The sequence below is a fragment of the Methylobacterium sp. 1A genome, assembly GCF_058072805.1.
In genome coordinates this window covers 2997985-3011601 of record NZ_JBYQVE010000001.1, presented here as the reverse complement: position 1 = coordinate 3011601, position 13617 = coordinate 2997985, and the positions used below count along the sequence as shown (strand labels likewise).

12 protein-coding genes are annotated in these 13617 nt (G+C 74.5%); 4 read left to right on the top strand and 8 right to left on the bottom strand.

From position 1 onward, the window contains the following. Positions 1–48 precede the first annotated feature (48 nt). From ACX9MN_RS14720 to ACX9MN_RS14705, 4 genes are all read right to left on the bottom strand, one after another. Positions 49–1005 carry an adenylate/guanylate cyclase domain-containing protein gene (locus tag ACX9MN_RS14720; RefSeq protein ID WP_489724795.1) on the bottom strand — a complete coding sequence of 319 codons (957 nt, stop codon included), beginning with the start codon at positions 1003–1005 and terminating at the stop codon, positions 49–51. A gap of 8 nt (positions 1006–1013) precedes the next feature. Beyond that, a complete protein-coding gene (locus ACX9MN_RS14715; RefSeq protein ID WP_489724794.1) occupies positions 1014–1259 on the bottom strand; it encodes a hypothetical protein in 246 nt (81 codons plus the stop codon). 311 nt (positions 1260–1570) lie between these two features. Then, complete coding sequence (locus ACX9MN_RS14710; protein WP_489724793.1) at positions 1571–2872, bottom strand: glycosyltransferase; 1302 nt, start codon at positions 2870–2872, stop codon at positions 1571–1573. A gap of 307 nt (positions 2873–3179) precedes the next feature. Next, positions 3180–4442 (bottom strand): cytochrome P450, encoded by a 1263-nt coding sequence (locus tag ACX9MN_RS14705; protein WP_489724792.1) that lies wholly within the window; start codon positions 4440–4442, stop codon positions 3180–3182. 244 nt (positions 4443–4686) lie between these two features. Here ACX9MN_RS14705 and ACX9MN_RS14700 point away from each other — a divergent pair, with 244 nt between their 5' ends. Beyond that, positions 4687–4926, top strand: a complete 240-nt coding sequence (locus tag ACX9MN_RS14700; RefSeq protein ID WP_056532465.1) for a hypothetical protein — start codon at positions 4687–4689, stop codon at positions 4924–4926. Between the two features lie 82 nt (positions 4927–5008). Here the strand turns inward: ACX9MN_RS14700 and ACX9MN_RS14695 are convergent, their stop codons facing one another. The 4 genes from ACX9MN_RS14695 to ACX9MN_RS14680 form a co-directional block, all read right to left on the bottom strand. Further along, positions 5009–5866, bottom strand: coding sequence for an alpha/beta fold hydrolase (locus ACX9MN_RS14695; RefSeq protein ID WP_489724791.1), 858 nt, complete (start codon positions 5864–5866; stop codon positions 5009–5011). Then, positions 5827–7116 carry a Bcr/CflA family efflux MFS transporter gene (locus tag ACX9MN_RS14690; RefSeq protein ID WP_489724790.1) on the bottom strand — a complete coding sequence of 430 codons (1290 nt, stop codon included), beginning with the start codon at positions 7114–7116 and terminating at the stop codon, positions 5827–5829. Before ACX9MN_RS14690 ends, ACX9MN_RS14695 begins: the two co-directional genes overlap by 40 nt. Continuing rightward, positions 7107–8390, bottom strand: coding sequence for a glycosyltransferase (locus tag ACX9MN_RS14685; RefSeq protein WP_489724789.1), 1284 nt, complete (start codon positions 8388–8390; stop codon positions 7107–7109). The genes ACX9MN_RS14690 and ACX9MN_RS14685 overlap by 10 nt, the downstream gene beginning before the upstream one ends. A 110-nt stretch (positions 8391–8500) precedes the next feature. After that, positions 8501–8803: a hypothetical protein gene (locus ACX9MN_RS14680; protein ID WP_489724788.1), complete on the bottom strand. Its 303-nt coding sequence runs from the start codon at positions 8801–8803 to the stop codon at positions 8501–8503. 374 nt (positions 8804–9177) lie between these two features. Between ACX9MN_RS14680 and ACX9MN_RS14675 the strand changes: the two genes are divergently transcribed. The 3 genes from ACX9MN_RS14675 to ACX9MN_RS14665 are packed head-to-tail and all read left to right on the top strand — an operon-like array spanning position 9178 to position 13429. Then, positions 9178–9939 carry a response regulator gene (locus ACX9MN_RS14675; RefSeq protein ID WP_489724787.1) on the top strand — a complete coding sequence of 254 codons (762 nt, stop codon included), beginning with the start codon at positions 9178–9180 and terminating at the stop codon, positions 9937–9939. 2 nt (positions 9940–9941) lie between these two features. Continuing rightward, a complete protein-coding gene (locus ACX9MN_RS14670) occupies positions 9942–10970 on the top strand; it encodes a cytochrome-c peroxidase (protein WP_489724786.1) in 1029 nt (342 codons plus the stop codon). Then, positions 10967–13429: a two-component system VirA-like sensor kinase gene (locus ACX9MN_RS14665; protein WP_489724785.1), complete on the top strand. Its 2463-nt coding sequence runs from the start codon at positions 10967–10969 to the stop codon at positions 13427–13429. Before ACX9MN_RS14670 ends, ACX9MN_RS14665 begins: the two co-directional genes overlap by 4 nt. The last annotated feature ends 188 nt before the right edge of the window (positions 13430–13617 follow it).

Genomic DNA, 13617 nt, shown 5'->3' with positions numbered 1-13617 from the left:
CCGGAACGGCGGCGGGACGCGTTCGCCGCCCCCTGCCCCGCCGGGTCTTCAGGAGGCGTCGGTTCGGTCCGCACGCGTCCCGGCCGGATCGAGCCGGAGGGTGAACAGGCGCAGGACGGTGCGGCCGCCGCGCACGGGCCCGACGGCGACGATCCGCGCCCCGCCGGACGGCGCCGCCCGGACGACCGCCTCGGAGGCGAGGCAGTCGCAGGGCAGCGCGCGGGTCATCTGTTCCAGCCGACGGGCCACGTTGACGGTGTCGCCAACTGCCGTGAACTCGACCCGCTCCGCCCCGATGACGCCGATGAAGACCGGGCCGCGATGCAGCCCGATGCCGACCTGCACCGATGGTAGGCCGGCCTGCCCGCGCTCCCGGCTCCAGGTCGCCATCGCGGCCGCGAGCGCGCGGGCCGCCGCGACGGCGCGACCGGCATCCCCGGGCGCCGCGTCCGGCACGCCGAACACCGCCATCACCTCGTCGCCGACGAACTTGTCGACGAAGCCGCCCGCCGCCTCGATCGCCCGCGCGGCGCGGGACCGGAACGCGGCGAGGAACGCCGCGACCTCGCCGGGCGCCATGCCCTCGCAGAGGCGGGTGAAGCCGCGGATGTCGGCGAAGAGCACCGTCGCCTCCTGCTCCCAGCCGGGGCGCCGGGCGGCGCGATCCGTCTCGGCGACCCATCGGGCGACCGTCGGCGCGGTCAGGCGCGCGAGGTTGTTCCGCTGCCGCGTCGCGGCGCACGCGGCGCCGCGCAGGCGCTGCACCCGCAGCGAGAGCCATGCCAGGGCGAGCCCGCCGAGCCCGACCGTGACGGGCTCGGGCGTCGTCGTGGCCGCGAGCGCCAGGAGCAGCGGCAGCGGCGCCGCGGCGAGGAGCCGGGCGCGCCCCGCCGCCGCGACGGCGAGGTGTCGGCGGAGGGGAACGGCCCGCGCCCGTCGCCGGACACCGCCAGCGAGCCCGGAACAGGCGTCCGCCGTGTCCGCGCGGGGCTCCCGCAGCGCCATCGCGGGCATCAGCAGCGCGAGCAGACGCGGGCGATGATGCGCTGCGCCCGGAAATGCTCCCGCTCCACGGCGGGGGAGCGGAGGTCTAGATCCGTCCGGAACGGGCGTGCCCGGGCGATCGCCGCGACGCTCGGGACGTCGGGCTGCGCGAAGCGCGGGATTGGCTGCGCCGGCGCGGCGGTCGGGGCTGACAGGACTGTCAGCATCGTCCCGAGCGCGGTGGCCGCGGCGGCCCGTGTGCGGTGTGAGATCATGATCTCGTGCTCCTCGTGGTGGAGCGTCCGAAGTAAAAATCCGATCTTTCACCGCGATTTCGGCGGATCGGAAAACAATGACAGCAGACATGCGGCGCGAACGACGGACGGGCGCGGGATCGTTGCCGGGACGGTCGTGACCCGGGTCCGGGCTCGTCGCCCCGACAGTCGCCCCAATGGTCGCCCCGACACGCGAACGGCACCCGGTCCGCCGGACCGGGTGCCGTGATGGGCGCGGATGCGGGGGCCGTCCCCGCCGGGACGGTCCCGGGACGGTCCCGGGACGGTCTCACGCCGGTTGTGGCGGACGCTCAGGCGGCGCTGCGCGCGCGGTCGCCGTGGCTGGACAGGAGCCGCAAGATCTCGGCCTTGGCGTCGTAGGCGGCGAACTCGGCGGCGAGGCGCCGCGCCTCCCGGCGATGGCCTGGCGCGTCGAGCACGGTCCGCACCGCCTTCCGGATCGCCTCCGGCGTCGGGTCGTTCGCGGCGAGGTCGATCCCGGCCCCCGACCACGCGATGCGGGCATTCACGTCGGCCTTGTCCTCGGTGAGGCCGGCGGCGACGAGGGGGATCCCGTGGCTCAGGGCCTGGTTCACGCTCCCGTAGCCGCCGTTGGTCACCATGGCGTCGACCCGGGGCAGCAGCCACTCGAAGGGCAGGTAGGACGAGAGCCGCGCGTTGGCCGGGATCGAGCCGGGGATCGCGTCGAGCCCCCGGCCGCCGCCCGTCACCACGGTCAGGATGTCGGGCTCATCGGCCAGCGCCCGGAGGGCGGGGCCGACGAGCAGGCCGAAATCGTGGTTCGCGACCGTGCCCTGCGTGACCAGCACGACCTTGCGCGCGCCGTCGAGGTCGCCCGCCCAGGGCGGGAGCGCCGCCTGCCCCGGGACGATCGGCAGCGCCCCGATGAAGCGCACCGTCGGCGGCAGCGGGAACGGGTACTCGAAACTGGGGACGGTGAGCTGCAGGTAGGTGTCGGCGAGCCGGACCACCGCGTCGAACAGCGGCCAGGGCGGGGCGGCCCGGCCGAGTTCCGCCAGCTTGGCGGCGAGGCTCAGCCCGACCGGCCGGTCGACCGCCGCCTCGTAGGCCTCTGCGATGCGGCCGTAGGCGGCCTCCTGCTCGGGCGTCTCGGCCGGCGGGAGACCCAGGAAGGCCGGAGCCCGGTCGGGCCGCGCGCAGTGCAGGATCGACGTGCCGCACAGGACGATGGCGGGGCGCTCCGCGCGCGGCCCCAGCAGCAGCGGCAGGGCGCCGAAGAACATGTCGTCGCCGATCACCAGCGAGGCCGGGAAGGCCCGGAGCGCCGCGCGCAGGCCGCGCGCCTGGTCGGGGATGCGGTCGACGAACACGCGCTCCATGGCGACGCGCAGCCAGTCCGGTCCCGGCGCGATCTCGGCCAGTTCGGGCACGACCGCGCGGAGGTCACGGCCGTCGAAATCCGCCGCGCCCGGCAGCGCCATGAAGCGGGCGCCGGCCGCCACGATGCGGTCGCGGAAGGCCGAGCCCGAGAGGACCATGACCTCGTGGCCGTCCGCGATCAGCATGTGGGCGATGGCGAGGAGGGGATTGAGATGGCCCGTGGCGGGCGTCGAGCAGAGGAGGACCTTCATCGCTTGTCCTTTCCGTGGGGGGCGTGAGGGCGCCGCGATCGCGGCGCGATCGCCGGGGCGTCCGGGAGCGAGGCTGGGGGCGGTCCGTTACGGCGTCGCTGCGGCGCGGGGCCGAAGCGGCTACGGCTGCAACGGGCGCGCGTCGGACGCGCGGGAGACGGCGCGACAGGGTCGCAGCGGTCCGGAGGGACGGCGATCCTGTCGAGGCAGCCGCGCCCTGGTCCCCCTCCCGTGCGGGAGAGGGACCTCGCTACGCGCGGCGAAGGGCTCGGCGAGCGCCGCCGTCCCTATCCGGTCGGGAACGGCGCTAGGCGGCGACCCGCAGCGCGTCGATGCGGCGGATGCCGCTGTGGCCGCGGAGGACCGGCATCGCGCCGGTCAGGCGCAGGCGCGGGGCGAGGCGCAGCACGGCCCCCAGTCCCTCCTCCAGCTCGACCCGCGCCAGGGCCTCGCCGATGCACCGGTGCGCGCCGCCGCCGAAGACCGGATGGAGGCGCGGGAGGTCGGTGCGCCGGATGTCGAACGTGTCGGGACGCGCGTAGACCGTCTCATCCCGCATCGCCGACAGCGTCGAGAGCAGCATCAGGCTCCCGGCCGGCACGACGTGCCCGTCGAGGGGAATGTCCTCCCGGGCGACCCGGCCGGCGGAGCCGGCGCTCGGCTCGTAGCGGAGCGACTCCGCTACCGCGGCCGGGATCAGGTCGGGATCGCGGCTGACCGCCGCCCACTGCTCGGGATGCTGCAGCAGCAGCGCTACCTGCATGGCGCCGGCGACCCGGGTCGTGTCGGTGCCGCCGATGATCATCTGCACGAGTTGGATCACCACCTCCTGCGGCGTGAGCTCGCCGGCCGCCTCGGTCTCCGCGAGGAAGCGCGACAGGAAATCGGCGCGGGGCGCCGACCGGCGCGCGGCGAGGATCCCGGCCACGTAGTCCTGCAGCGCGACCGCCGCCGCCTCCAGATCGGGGATGTCCTCCGGTCCGAAGGTGAAGCTCAGCACCCGGGAGACCTCGTAGGCGAGGTGCGTGAACCGCGGGATGTCGTCGCGCGGCAGGCCGAGGATGTCGGCGATGACCTGGGTCGGGATCTGCGCGGTGTAGCGCGCGACGAGGTCGACCTCCCCGTCCCCCAGCCAGTCGCGGACGAGGCCCTCCGCGGCGACGCGGATCCGGGGCCGAAGGCCCTCGATCAGGCGCGCCGCGAAGGTGCGGGTGAAGGGCGAGCGGCGCCGGCGGTGGACCGCGCCGTTGGCCGTGAGCATGCCGTGCGCGAAGATGTCGAACAGCACCCCCTCGGGGATCGCGCGCGACTCCGGATAGAGCGTCTCCGTGGCTTGGGCGCGGGGGTCGCGCATCAGCAGATCGACGTCGCGGGCGCGGAGGACGAGGACGCCCGCGACCTCGTGGCCGACGAAGGGCAGCCGCGGCCGCCAGGCGCGGTAGACGCCGTGCGGGTCGGCCTCCAGCTCCGCCACCGTGAGCGTCGGGACGCCGGTCGGGACGCGGGTCGGGGTGCCGGTCGGGGCTTCGGGCGGGCCGGCCTGTCGCGTCAGATCTTCGGTCGCATTCATCTGTGCGTTCTCGCTGCTGTGTTGCGCGAGAACTCTCGGAAGCCCGGACTACAGGATGATTGCGGGAGCTGGGTCGAACATTACAGCCATAACATGCGGCGCGCCGGCGGCCCGGTCGCCGCCGCGGCCGCCTTGTGCGGAAGAGCACGCCGGTCGCCGCGCGGATGGTGTGTGAGATGTTCCGAAATCATGCCGTAACTTGACCCTTCGAAAAAGGCGCCGCTTCGCAGAAGGAGAAGTCCTCATGGTTGCAGGGCTGGCGAATACGGACGACGTCTTCGAGACGTTGCTCCGACGGACGATCACGGACTTCGTGATCGGCGGTATGGACCACGGGATCCCGGACGAGGACGGCCTGATCGTCCGCCTGAGACAGTACGAGCAGCGGGCGCGCCAGGAGCAGCTGAGCTCCCAGACGCTCCAGGTCATCTCGTCGGCGCGGCGCCTCCTGGGCGACCGGACGGAGGCCGGCCGGGCGTCCTGACGCGCCCCGCGCGACGGGTCGCGGGACGGCCTCCGCGGAGGGTCCCGCCCCGCCTGACGGGCGTTGGTCCCGCGGCGTCCCGCTACCGCGCGCGCGGCCGCAGGCCGACCGCCAGGAAGCGCTCGATCATCGCGTTGACCTGCTCGGCCACCTCGATCGTGTTGAAGTGGCCCGCCAGCAGCGTCTGGGCGGTGACGAGCTGCGGGCAGAGCGCCCGCAGCCGGTCGAGGTCGCGGGCCTCCGCCACGAGCGGCACGTCCGCCGAGATGTAGGCCATCGGGACCCGGCAGGCGCGCGCGGCCGGGACGGGATCGTGGGCCAGCACCATGTCGCGCAGCGCCGCGTGGGCCACGTGCTGCGGTGTCCGCTGGCAGGGGCCGAGGATGAAGGTCTCGAAGATCGCCTTCCGCCGGGCCGGGTGGTCGTAGGCGCCGCCGATCGCCCAGGCCATCTCCCGCACGACGGACCGGTAATCCGGGCCGCCGACGCCCGCCAGCAGCCCCTCGATCGCGGCGCCGCCCGCCGCGTCCGCCGACGGCAGGACGATCGAGTCGATCATGACGAGGCCGGCGGCGAGGTCGGGATGGCGGCCGCACAGCTCCAGCGCCACCGCGCCGCCGAAGCTGTGGCCGATCACGATCGGCTTCGCGAGGCCCAGCGTCCGGCTCTGCCACGCGACGTCCTCGGCGAAGCCCGCGACCGTGTAGTCGCGCTCCGGCGCGTCGCTGGCGCCGTGACCGCGCAGGTCGACCGCCACGACGCGGCGCGTCCGCGCGAAGTGCCGGATCTGCGGCGTGAAGATGCCGTGGTCCCCGGTCCAGCCGTTGATGAGCAGCAGCGGCTGCCCCTCGGGGGTGAGCGGCCCGGCCTCGATATGGGCGAGCCGGCCGCCGTCGCGCGTCAGGTGGAGGGGCTGCCAGGGGGGCGGATCGAAGTGCATGCGGGTTCTCCGTAGGGTCGGGAGGGGGCGCGGGGCGCCGGCCGGGCGAGACCCGCGTGGGCGGCGGCGGCCGCGAGGCTGCAGCCGAGCATCACGGCGGCCATCGACAGGGCGGACCGGCCGTCGAAGAACCGGGCGACGAGGTCGCTGGCGACGGCCGCCGCGAGCATCTGCAGGAAGACCGCGACGGCGCTGGCTGCGCCCGCGGCCGCCGGGTCGCGCTCCGTCGCACCGTGCACGGCGTTGGGCGAGACGAGGCCGAAGGCCAGGGCCACGCCGACCATCGCGGCGACCACCGGCAGGGCCGCGGGCGGCCGGGCGAGCGCCGCGACGAGGAGCAGGGCCGACGCGCCGGTCGCGAGGGCGAGGCCGGCGGCGATCACCCGCGGCGGGGGGACGCCCCGGGCCGCGAGCCGCCCGTTCAGGAAGGCGCCGACCATCACCGACAGGGAACTCGCCCCGAAGACCAGGCCGTAGGCCAGCGGACTGAGCCCGAGGGCGTCGATGAAGACCAGCGCCGAGCCGGTGATGTAGGCGAAGACCGCCCCCGCGGCCGCGGCGTTGCACAGGGCGTGGCCGAGGAAGACCCGGCTCGCCAGGATCCGCCCGTAGCCGCGCAGGATCCCCGAGGCCGGCCCGGGGCCCGCGGCCCGCTGCAGGGGCTCGTCGATGTGCCGGATCGCCACCAGGGCCGCCAGGGCGGCGGCGACCGGCGCGGCGTGGATCAGGCGCCAGCCGCCGAGATCCATCAGCCCGGCACCGACGGTCGGGGCCACCATCGGCACCACGTTGATGGTGAGGACGACGAAGGACATCCGGGCGCGCGCGGCCTCGCCCTCGAACAGGTCGCGCACCATCGCGAGGACCGCCATGCCGGGGCCCGCCGCGCCGATTCCCTGGAGGGCCCGGAACAGCAGGAAGTCCGGCAGCGTCCGCGCCGCGCCGCAGCCGAGGCTGCCCACGACGAGGAGGAGGCAGCCGCAGACGATGGCCGGCTTGCGGCCCAGCCGGTCCGAGACCGGGCCGTAGACCAGCAGCGCGCCGCCGAAGCCGAGCAGGTAGACGCCCATGGCCGCGCCCATCGCGGTGGCCGGGACGTGCAGCGCGGTCGCCGTGTCCGACAGGCTCGGCAGGATCATGTCGATCCCGAAGGTCGGGAGCGCCGCCAGCAGCCCGAGGAGCGCCGAGAAGGCGGCCGAGCCGGGGCGGATGCGGGGCCGCGCCGGCGCGGGCGCGCGGATCAGGCCCAAAGCCGGTCTCCGCCCGGGGCGCCGCCGCGGTCCGCGGAGGCCCGGCGCGCCGCCACCATCGCGTCGATCTCGCGGACGAGGCCGCCCGCGTCGAGATCCGCCCGCACGGCCGCCCCGAGAACTGCGGCGGCCCTGCGGAAGCCCGGCTCCGCCAGGAGCCGGCGCGCCGCCGCGGCGATCTCGGCCTCGCCCGCGTCGGCGGGCAGGCGCAGGCCGGCGCCGCGCAGGGCGACGCGGGCGGCGTTGTCGGCCTGGTCGCGGGCCAGGGGGATCACCAGCAGCGGCGCACCGTGCAGCAGGGCGCGGCTGACCGTCCCGTGACCGCCCTGGCACACCACCAGGTCGGCCCGCGCCATGAGGGCGTCGTGGGAGGCGGCCGCCACGACCCGGACGGCGGCGGGGGCGGCCAGGTCCGCGGGCCCGACATTCGGGCCGGTCGTCACGATGGTCTCGGCCTCGACCGCGCCGACGGCGCGCGCGACGCGCCGCAGCAGGTCGGTCTGGTTCTGGGCGCCGGTGCTGCCGGCGACGAGGATCCGCCGCCGTCCCGTACCGGACCACGCGTGCCCCGTCCCGCGGGACCAGCCCGGCTCGTCGAGCAGCGGGCCGATGTAGCGGTAATTGGCGGGCAGCGCCTGCGTGTCGAAGTCGAAGGCGCGGCTGACGGCCAGCAGGACGCGGTCGGCGCGATCGAAATGGGCGAAGGCGCTGGCGACCGGCGGCAGCCCGAAGGCGCGCCGCGCGGCGTTGAGCGCCGGCCGGCCCCGCTCCATCGCCGACACGATGGCGGCCGTCGCCGCGTCCACCGCGTCCCGCTCCGCCTCGGTCCGCGGCGGCGTCAGGCCGCTCGCGGCGGGCGGAATGCCGGGGAGCGGGCGGATGCTGATATGCGGCGACAGGACCGCGTGCGGCAGGTCGGCCGCCTCGGCCGCCAGGGCGCAGCCGGGCAGGAGGTCGAGACTCAGGACGGCATCGGTCGGGAGGCGGCGGATCTCGTCGAGCGTGTCGGCCGCGTAGGCGCCGGCCGGGGAGAACATCGTCTGCCGCAGCCAGTCCGCGAGATCCGAGAAATCGGCCGGGTCGGCGTCGAGGCCGGTCGGGGCGCGGCGCCAGCCGACGAACGGGAAGCCCGCCGCCTCGACCTCCCCGCACATCGCCGGGTCGGCCATGACGCGCGGGCGGTGCCCCGCCCGGCGCAGCTGCCGGGCCGCCGTGAGCACGGGGCTGAGATTGCCGGTGGTGCCCCACGAGATGCAGAGGACGTTGAGCGACATGATCTGGATGTCCCGAGATGATCGCGCGCTGAGGCGCGCGGAGGCCGCGAATCGGCTGAACTCCCTGGAGCGGGCTGAAAGACGACGTGGAGCTCTCGACGACAGCAGCATCAGGTTCGGTGCCGAGTTCTACTGCTGATATCGCGCAGGAAATCGACGTAGTCCGGATGGATACTGTGAATGCATCCGCCGAATGCGAAGCTGACCACCAGCGCGTCGAGCAGCCATCGTCCGTGGCGGGCGAGCGCCGGTTGCGGCGCGGCGATCGGGGACGAAGCCGGGCCGCCGCGCTCCCGCGCCGGGCGTCCCGACGGACCGGGAAGACCAGCGGCGGGCTTCCGACAGTCTGGCTCGGACTTGCAGAGATTTCGGTGAAGGTGCGGACCGATATCCGGGATCGCGGCGTCAGTCATGATCACCTCTCTATTGTGAGAGCACGATCCTGGTTTCCGCGGGTTACATCCCGGTGTCTCAACAAGATGATCTCGGTTACAGCCGTAACGGTGGCGTTTTCGTTTGTTCGATACGGTACGTGCCGGGGCGAATGCTCGCGCTGTGCTGTCACGCACAATATGAAGCGCGCAATCTTTTAGGGGGCGTGGTATCAACTCAGCCGTGTAAGGCCCGATGACCGGACGCGCCCAGATTGGCCGCCGGGGCGGGCCGGCGACGGACGCGAAGGACATCCGCGTGGCGCTATCAGCCCGACCGGACGCTCCTCCCGCTCCCCGAACCGGCGCGTCGAGATCGTGCCGTCGCGGCGGGCCGCCGCGAACCGGAGGTGGCCATGATCGAATCCAGTCTGGACCGGAGTCAGGGTCGGAGCGCGCGCGCCGGCACGACCCGCATCCTCCTCGTCGAGGATGACGCGGGTATGCAGCGCATCGTCTCGGACCACTTCGCCGACCACGACGTCGCCGTGACGGCGGCGACCGACCGGGCGGAGGCGGAGAAGCGGCTCGCGGAGGCCGAATTCGACCTCGTCGTGCTGGACCTGCGGCTGGGCTCGGAGAACGGGCTCGACCTGCTGCGCGACCTGCGGGCCCGGAGCGACCTGCCGGTGATCATCACCACCGGCCATCGCCGGGACGAGATCGACCGGGTGATCGGCCTCGAGCTCGGCGCCGACGATTACCTCGTGAAGCCATACGGGCTGCGTGAGCTGCTCGCGCGGGTCAGGGTCATCCTGCGCCGGGCCGAGGTGGCGCCCGCCCCGGCGCGGGTCCAGGAATCCCTCCGCAGCCGCTTCGAAGGCTGGGTGCTCGACCGGCGTCGCCGGCGCCTCACCAATCCCGACGGCGCGGATGTCGCGCTCAGCAAGGGCGAGTACGCCCTGCTGGTGGCCTTCCTCGACGCGCCCCAGCGCCCGCTCAGCCGCGAGCAGCTCCTGCAGGCCACGCGCGTCCACGAGGACGTGTTCGATCGCAGCATCGACGTCCAGATCCTGCGGCTGCGCCGCAAGCTGGAGGTGGATCCGAGCGCGCCGCGCCTGATCGTCACCGAGCGCGGCGTCGGCTACGTCCTCGCCGCGACCGTCGAGAAGCTGTAGCCGTGACCCGGTTCCGGGCAGGCCGATGGCGCGTCGCGGTCGCGGCGCTCCTCGGCAGCGCCGCGGCGCTCCTCGCCGCGGCCGCCCACGAGAGGCCAGCCGGCCACGACAGGCCGGCCGACACCGCGCTCTCCGCCGAGGCGGCGGACGCGCTGGGGGTGATCACCCCGGTGCCGGACACCCTGGAGGCGGACCCGGCCCGGGCCGCGATCGGCCGCCTGCTCTTCACCGACACGCGGCTGTCGCGCGGGGGCGACCGGGCCTGCATCACCTGCCACGACATCCGCACCAGCGGCGCGAGCGCGGTGCCCCGGAACCTGACCGCCGACGGGACGCCGGTTCCGCGCAACACGCCGACGGCCTTCAACGCGGCGCTCAGCTTCCGGCTGGGCTGGGCCGGCGACATCCCGAGCCTGCGCGAGCAGGCCGAGCTCGCCCTGACGCGGCCCGAGTTCCTGGGCGGTTCCTGGCCCCGGATCCTCGACACGGTGCGCGGCGACCCGGTGCTCGCCCCGATGTTCCAGGCCGCCTACGGGCGCGCGGCCGACCGGGAGACGGTAATCGACGCGATCAACAGCTTCGAGCGCACGCTCCTCACACCCGACAGCCGCTTCGACCGCTGGTTGCGCGGCGACGCCCACGCCATCACCGGCGCGGAGCAGGCGGGCTACGACCTGTTCCGCCGGATCGGCTGCGCGTCCTGCCACCAGGGCGTCAATGTCGGCGGCAACCTGTTCGAGAAGGTCGGCATCTTCGTCACGATCCCCAACAAGGTGGCCGAGGTGCTGCGGGTGCCCAGCCTGCGCAACGTCGCGGTCACGGCGCCCTACTTCGACGACGGCGGGATCGCCACGCTCCCCGAGGCGGTGCGGCTCATGGCGCGGGCGCAGCTCGGCCGGGAACTCACCCCGGCGCAGATCGACGGGATCGTCGCCTTCCTCGGGACCCTGACCGGCACCTACGAGGGCCGGCCCCTGACCGCGCCGCCAGCGCCCGGCGCAGCCTCTCAGGACGGCAAGCCGCAGCTATGAGACTGACCCTGCAGGCCGTCACGCTCGGCGCGCTGCTCGCGGCGCTGCTCACGTGGCTGCTGATCAACGGCAACGGCGGGATGGAGGCCGCCTACGTGGCGACCCAGCGGACGGTCGATGCCCTGGCTCTGGCCGAGTCGCGCATGCAGCACGACGTGCTGCGAGCCCGGACCGGCCTGCTGCGCAACTACGACCCGATCGTCGCGCACCTGCGCGAGATGCAGAAGGCCGGGGCCGACCTGCAGGCGAGCAATGCCGGGGATCCCGACGTCCAGGCGCTGGCCGAAGCGGTGGATCGGGAGGCCGCAATGGTCGAACGGTTCAAGACCGGCAACGCCCTGGTGCAGAACTCGATCGCCTATTTCGACTCGCTCAGCGACCGGCTGTCCGAGTCGGACATCGCCCCCGGCCTCGCGCGCGCGGTGGCCGCGCTCCAGATCCGCATCTCGGAACTCGTGCGCGACTCGACGCCCGCGCGCCTCGCCGACATCCGCACCCGTCTCGAGACGTTGCACGAAGCCGACGGGGCGGCCGCCCGGGCCGGCGACGTCGACGCCATCGTCCTGCACGGGCGCCAGCTCCTGGAACTGCTGCCGCACGTCGACGCGGTCACGCGCTCGCTGCCGGCCTCGTCGAGCGAGGCGGCCCGCGAGGCGCTCCTGGAATCCCGGCGAAGCCTCCGCGACCGGCGCCAGGCCCGGGCGGACGGATTCCGCCTCGCGCTCTACGCCGTCGCCCTCGCGCTGCTCGCCCTCGTGGTCCGCGTGGGGGTGCTGATGCGTGCCGGGACCCGGATCCTGCGCCGGACCGTGGATTTCCAGACCGTCGTGGCGCAGGCGGCCAACCGCTTCCTGGCGATCCAGCCCGACGAGACCGACACGCGCATCGTGGACGTCCTCGCCATGGTGGGCGAAGGGCTCGACACGGATCACGGCTACGTTCTCATGCTCGACGGCACCGGCGCGGTGCATCTCTGGAACCGGCCCGGCCTCGCGCCGCCGAGCGGCTGGCCGGCGGCGCAGCAGACCCTCGTTCACGACGTCGCGGCCGCCGCCAGCGACCTCATCTTCGTCGAGGTGGCGGACGAGACCGGGCCGCCGGCCCTGCGCCGCTCCCTGGCCGAGCGCGGCGTCGTCTCGTGGGCCTGCGCGCGGCTGCGCCGGGGCGATCGGATCGTCGGCCTGCTCTGCTTCGAGCGCACCACCTCCGGCCTGCCGCCCTGGCTGCGGCACTCGCGCGGCCTGCTGCAGGTTGTCGCCGACAGCTTCGCGGCCGCCCTGGAGCGACAGCACGTCTGGGCCGAGCGCCGGGAGATCGAGGCGGCGCTGCGCCGCGCCCAGCGGCTCGAGGCCATCGGGACCTTCGCCAGCGGGGTCGCCCACAACATCAACAACGTCCTCAACGTCATGCTGGGCCACGCCGAGATCGCCGGGGACGCCCTGCCGGCTCATCCGGGGCGGGCGGCCGAGCATATCGGGCTGCTGGTCCAGGCCGGCGGCCGCGCGCGCGAGATCGCCGGCCAGATCCTCGATTTCGGCCGCCCCGCGCGCTCCGCGCAGTGCACCAGCGCGGCGGACGCGGTGGTCCACGAGACCGTGGCGCAGATCCGGGCCTCCACGGCCGGACCGGCCACGATCGCGCTCTCGGGCACCGCGGAGGGCGCCCGCGTCGGCGGCGAGCCGGCACAGCTGCAGCAGGTCGTCCACAACCTGATCCGCAACGCCGTCCAGGCTTCCGCGCCGGGCGCGGCCGTCGACGTGCGGCTCGACCACGTCGCCCTGCCGCGGTCGAGCGCCCTGACCCACGGCACCCTGCGGCCCGGCGCCTACGTCCGGATCCGCGTGTCCGACACCGGCCGCGGCATGGACGAGGCCACGCTCGCGCGGATCTTCGAGCCGTTCTTCACCACCCGACCAGCCGGGACCGGCCTCGGGCTCGCCACCGCCTTCGAGTTCGTTCAGGAGCACGACGGCGCCTTCGACGTGCGCAGCGCGCCGAGCAGCGGCAGCACCTTCGCGGTGTGGCTGCCCGTGATCCCGCAGGCCGCGGCCGGCGCGGCGGCCGGCGGGACCGTGATGCTGGTCGGGCGCACGCGCCGGTCGGTCCAGGACGACGAGGAGACGCTGGCGGCGCTCGGCTACGAGCCGGTCGGCTACGCGGATCCCGAGGCGGCCCTGGCCGTCCTGCGGCGGGAGCCGGGACGGTTCGATCTGCTGATCGTCGACAACCGTCTCGCCGATCTCTCGGGCCTCGCCTTCGCGCACCGCGCCGCGCGGATTTCCGGGCGGCCGATCGTGCTCTCGCTGTCGTCGACCGACGCGGTGCAGCCGGAACTCCTCGCGGCGGTTCCCGTCGCCGACATCGTCCGGCGGCCGTGGCGCTCGAACGCCCTGGCGCTGACGCTGCGGCGCCATCTCGCCTCCGCCGACCCGGCGCGTCGCCCGGCCGCCGTCTCCTGAGGGCACGGGCGGCATCAGGATCCTGCGATCCGGCCACGCGGGCGCTATCCCGGCTTTGACAAGCTCGGCGTCACGTGGGACCGGTCTGGCATGCCGGGCGGCCAGATGCGCGATGCCGCCCCGACGATCGAACGGGCCGGGTCGAGTCTCGCCGAGACCCCATCGCGCGAGGAACCCCGATGCCCGTC

Excerpts from the sequence above, each read along its gene's own strand:
- ACX9MN_RS14680 (WP_489724788.1), bottom strand. The coding sequence starts at position 8,803 with ATGACTGACGCCGCGATCCCGGATATCGGTCCGCACCTTCACCGAAAT.
- ACX9MN_RS14700 (WP_056532465.1), top strand. The coding sequence starts at position 4,687 with ATGGTTGCAGGGCTGGCGAATACGGACGACGTCTTCGAGACGTTGCTC.
- ACX9MN_RS14665 (WP_489724785.1), top strand. The coding sequence starts at position 10,967 with ATGAGACTGACCCTGCAGGCCGTCACGCTCGGCGCGCTGCTCGCGGCG.
- ACX9MN_RS14675 (WP_489724787.1), top strand. The coding sequence starts at position 9,178 with ATGATCGAATCCAGTCTGGACCGGAGTCAGGGTCGGAGCGCGCGCGCC.
- ACX9MN_RS14720 (WP_489724795.1), bottom strand. The coding sequence starts at position 1,005 with ATGGCGCTGCGGGAGCCCCGCGCGGACACGGCGGACGCCTGTTCCGGG.
- ACX9MN_RS14715 (WP_489724794.1), bottom strand. The coding sequence starts at position 1,259 with ATGATCTCACACCGCACACGGGCCGCCGCGGCCACCGCGCTCGGGACG.
- ACX9MN_RS14705 (WP_489724792.1), bottom strand. The coding sequence starts at position 4,442 with ATGAATGCGACCGAAGATCTGACGCGACAGGCCGGCCCGCCCGAAGCC.
- ACX9MN_RS14695 (WP_489724791.1), bottom strand. The coding sequence starts at position 5,866 with ATGCACTTCGATCCGCCCCCCTGGCAGCCCCTCCACCTGACGCGCGAC.
- ACX9MN_RS14710 (WP_489724793.1), bottom strand. The coding sequence starts at position 2,872 with ATGAAGGTCCTCCTCTGCTCGACGCCCGCCACGGGCCATCTCAATCCC.
- ACX9MN_RS14685 (WP_489724789.1), bottom strand. The coding sequence starts at position 8,390 with ATGTCGCTCAACGTCCTCTGCATCTCGTGGGGCACCACCGGCAATCTC.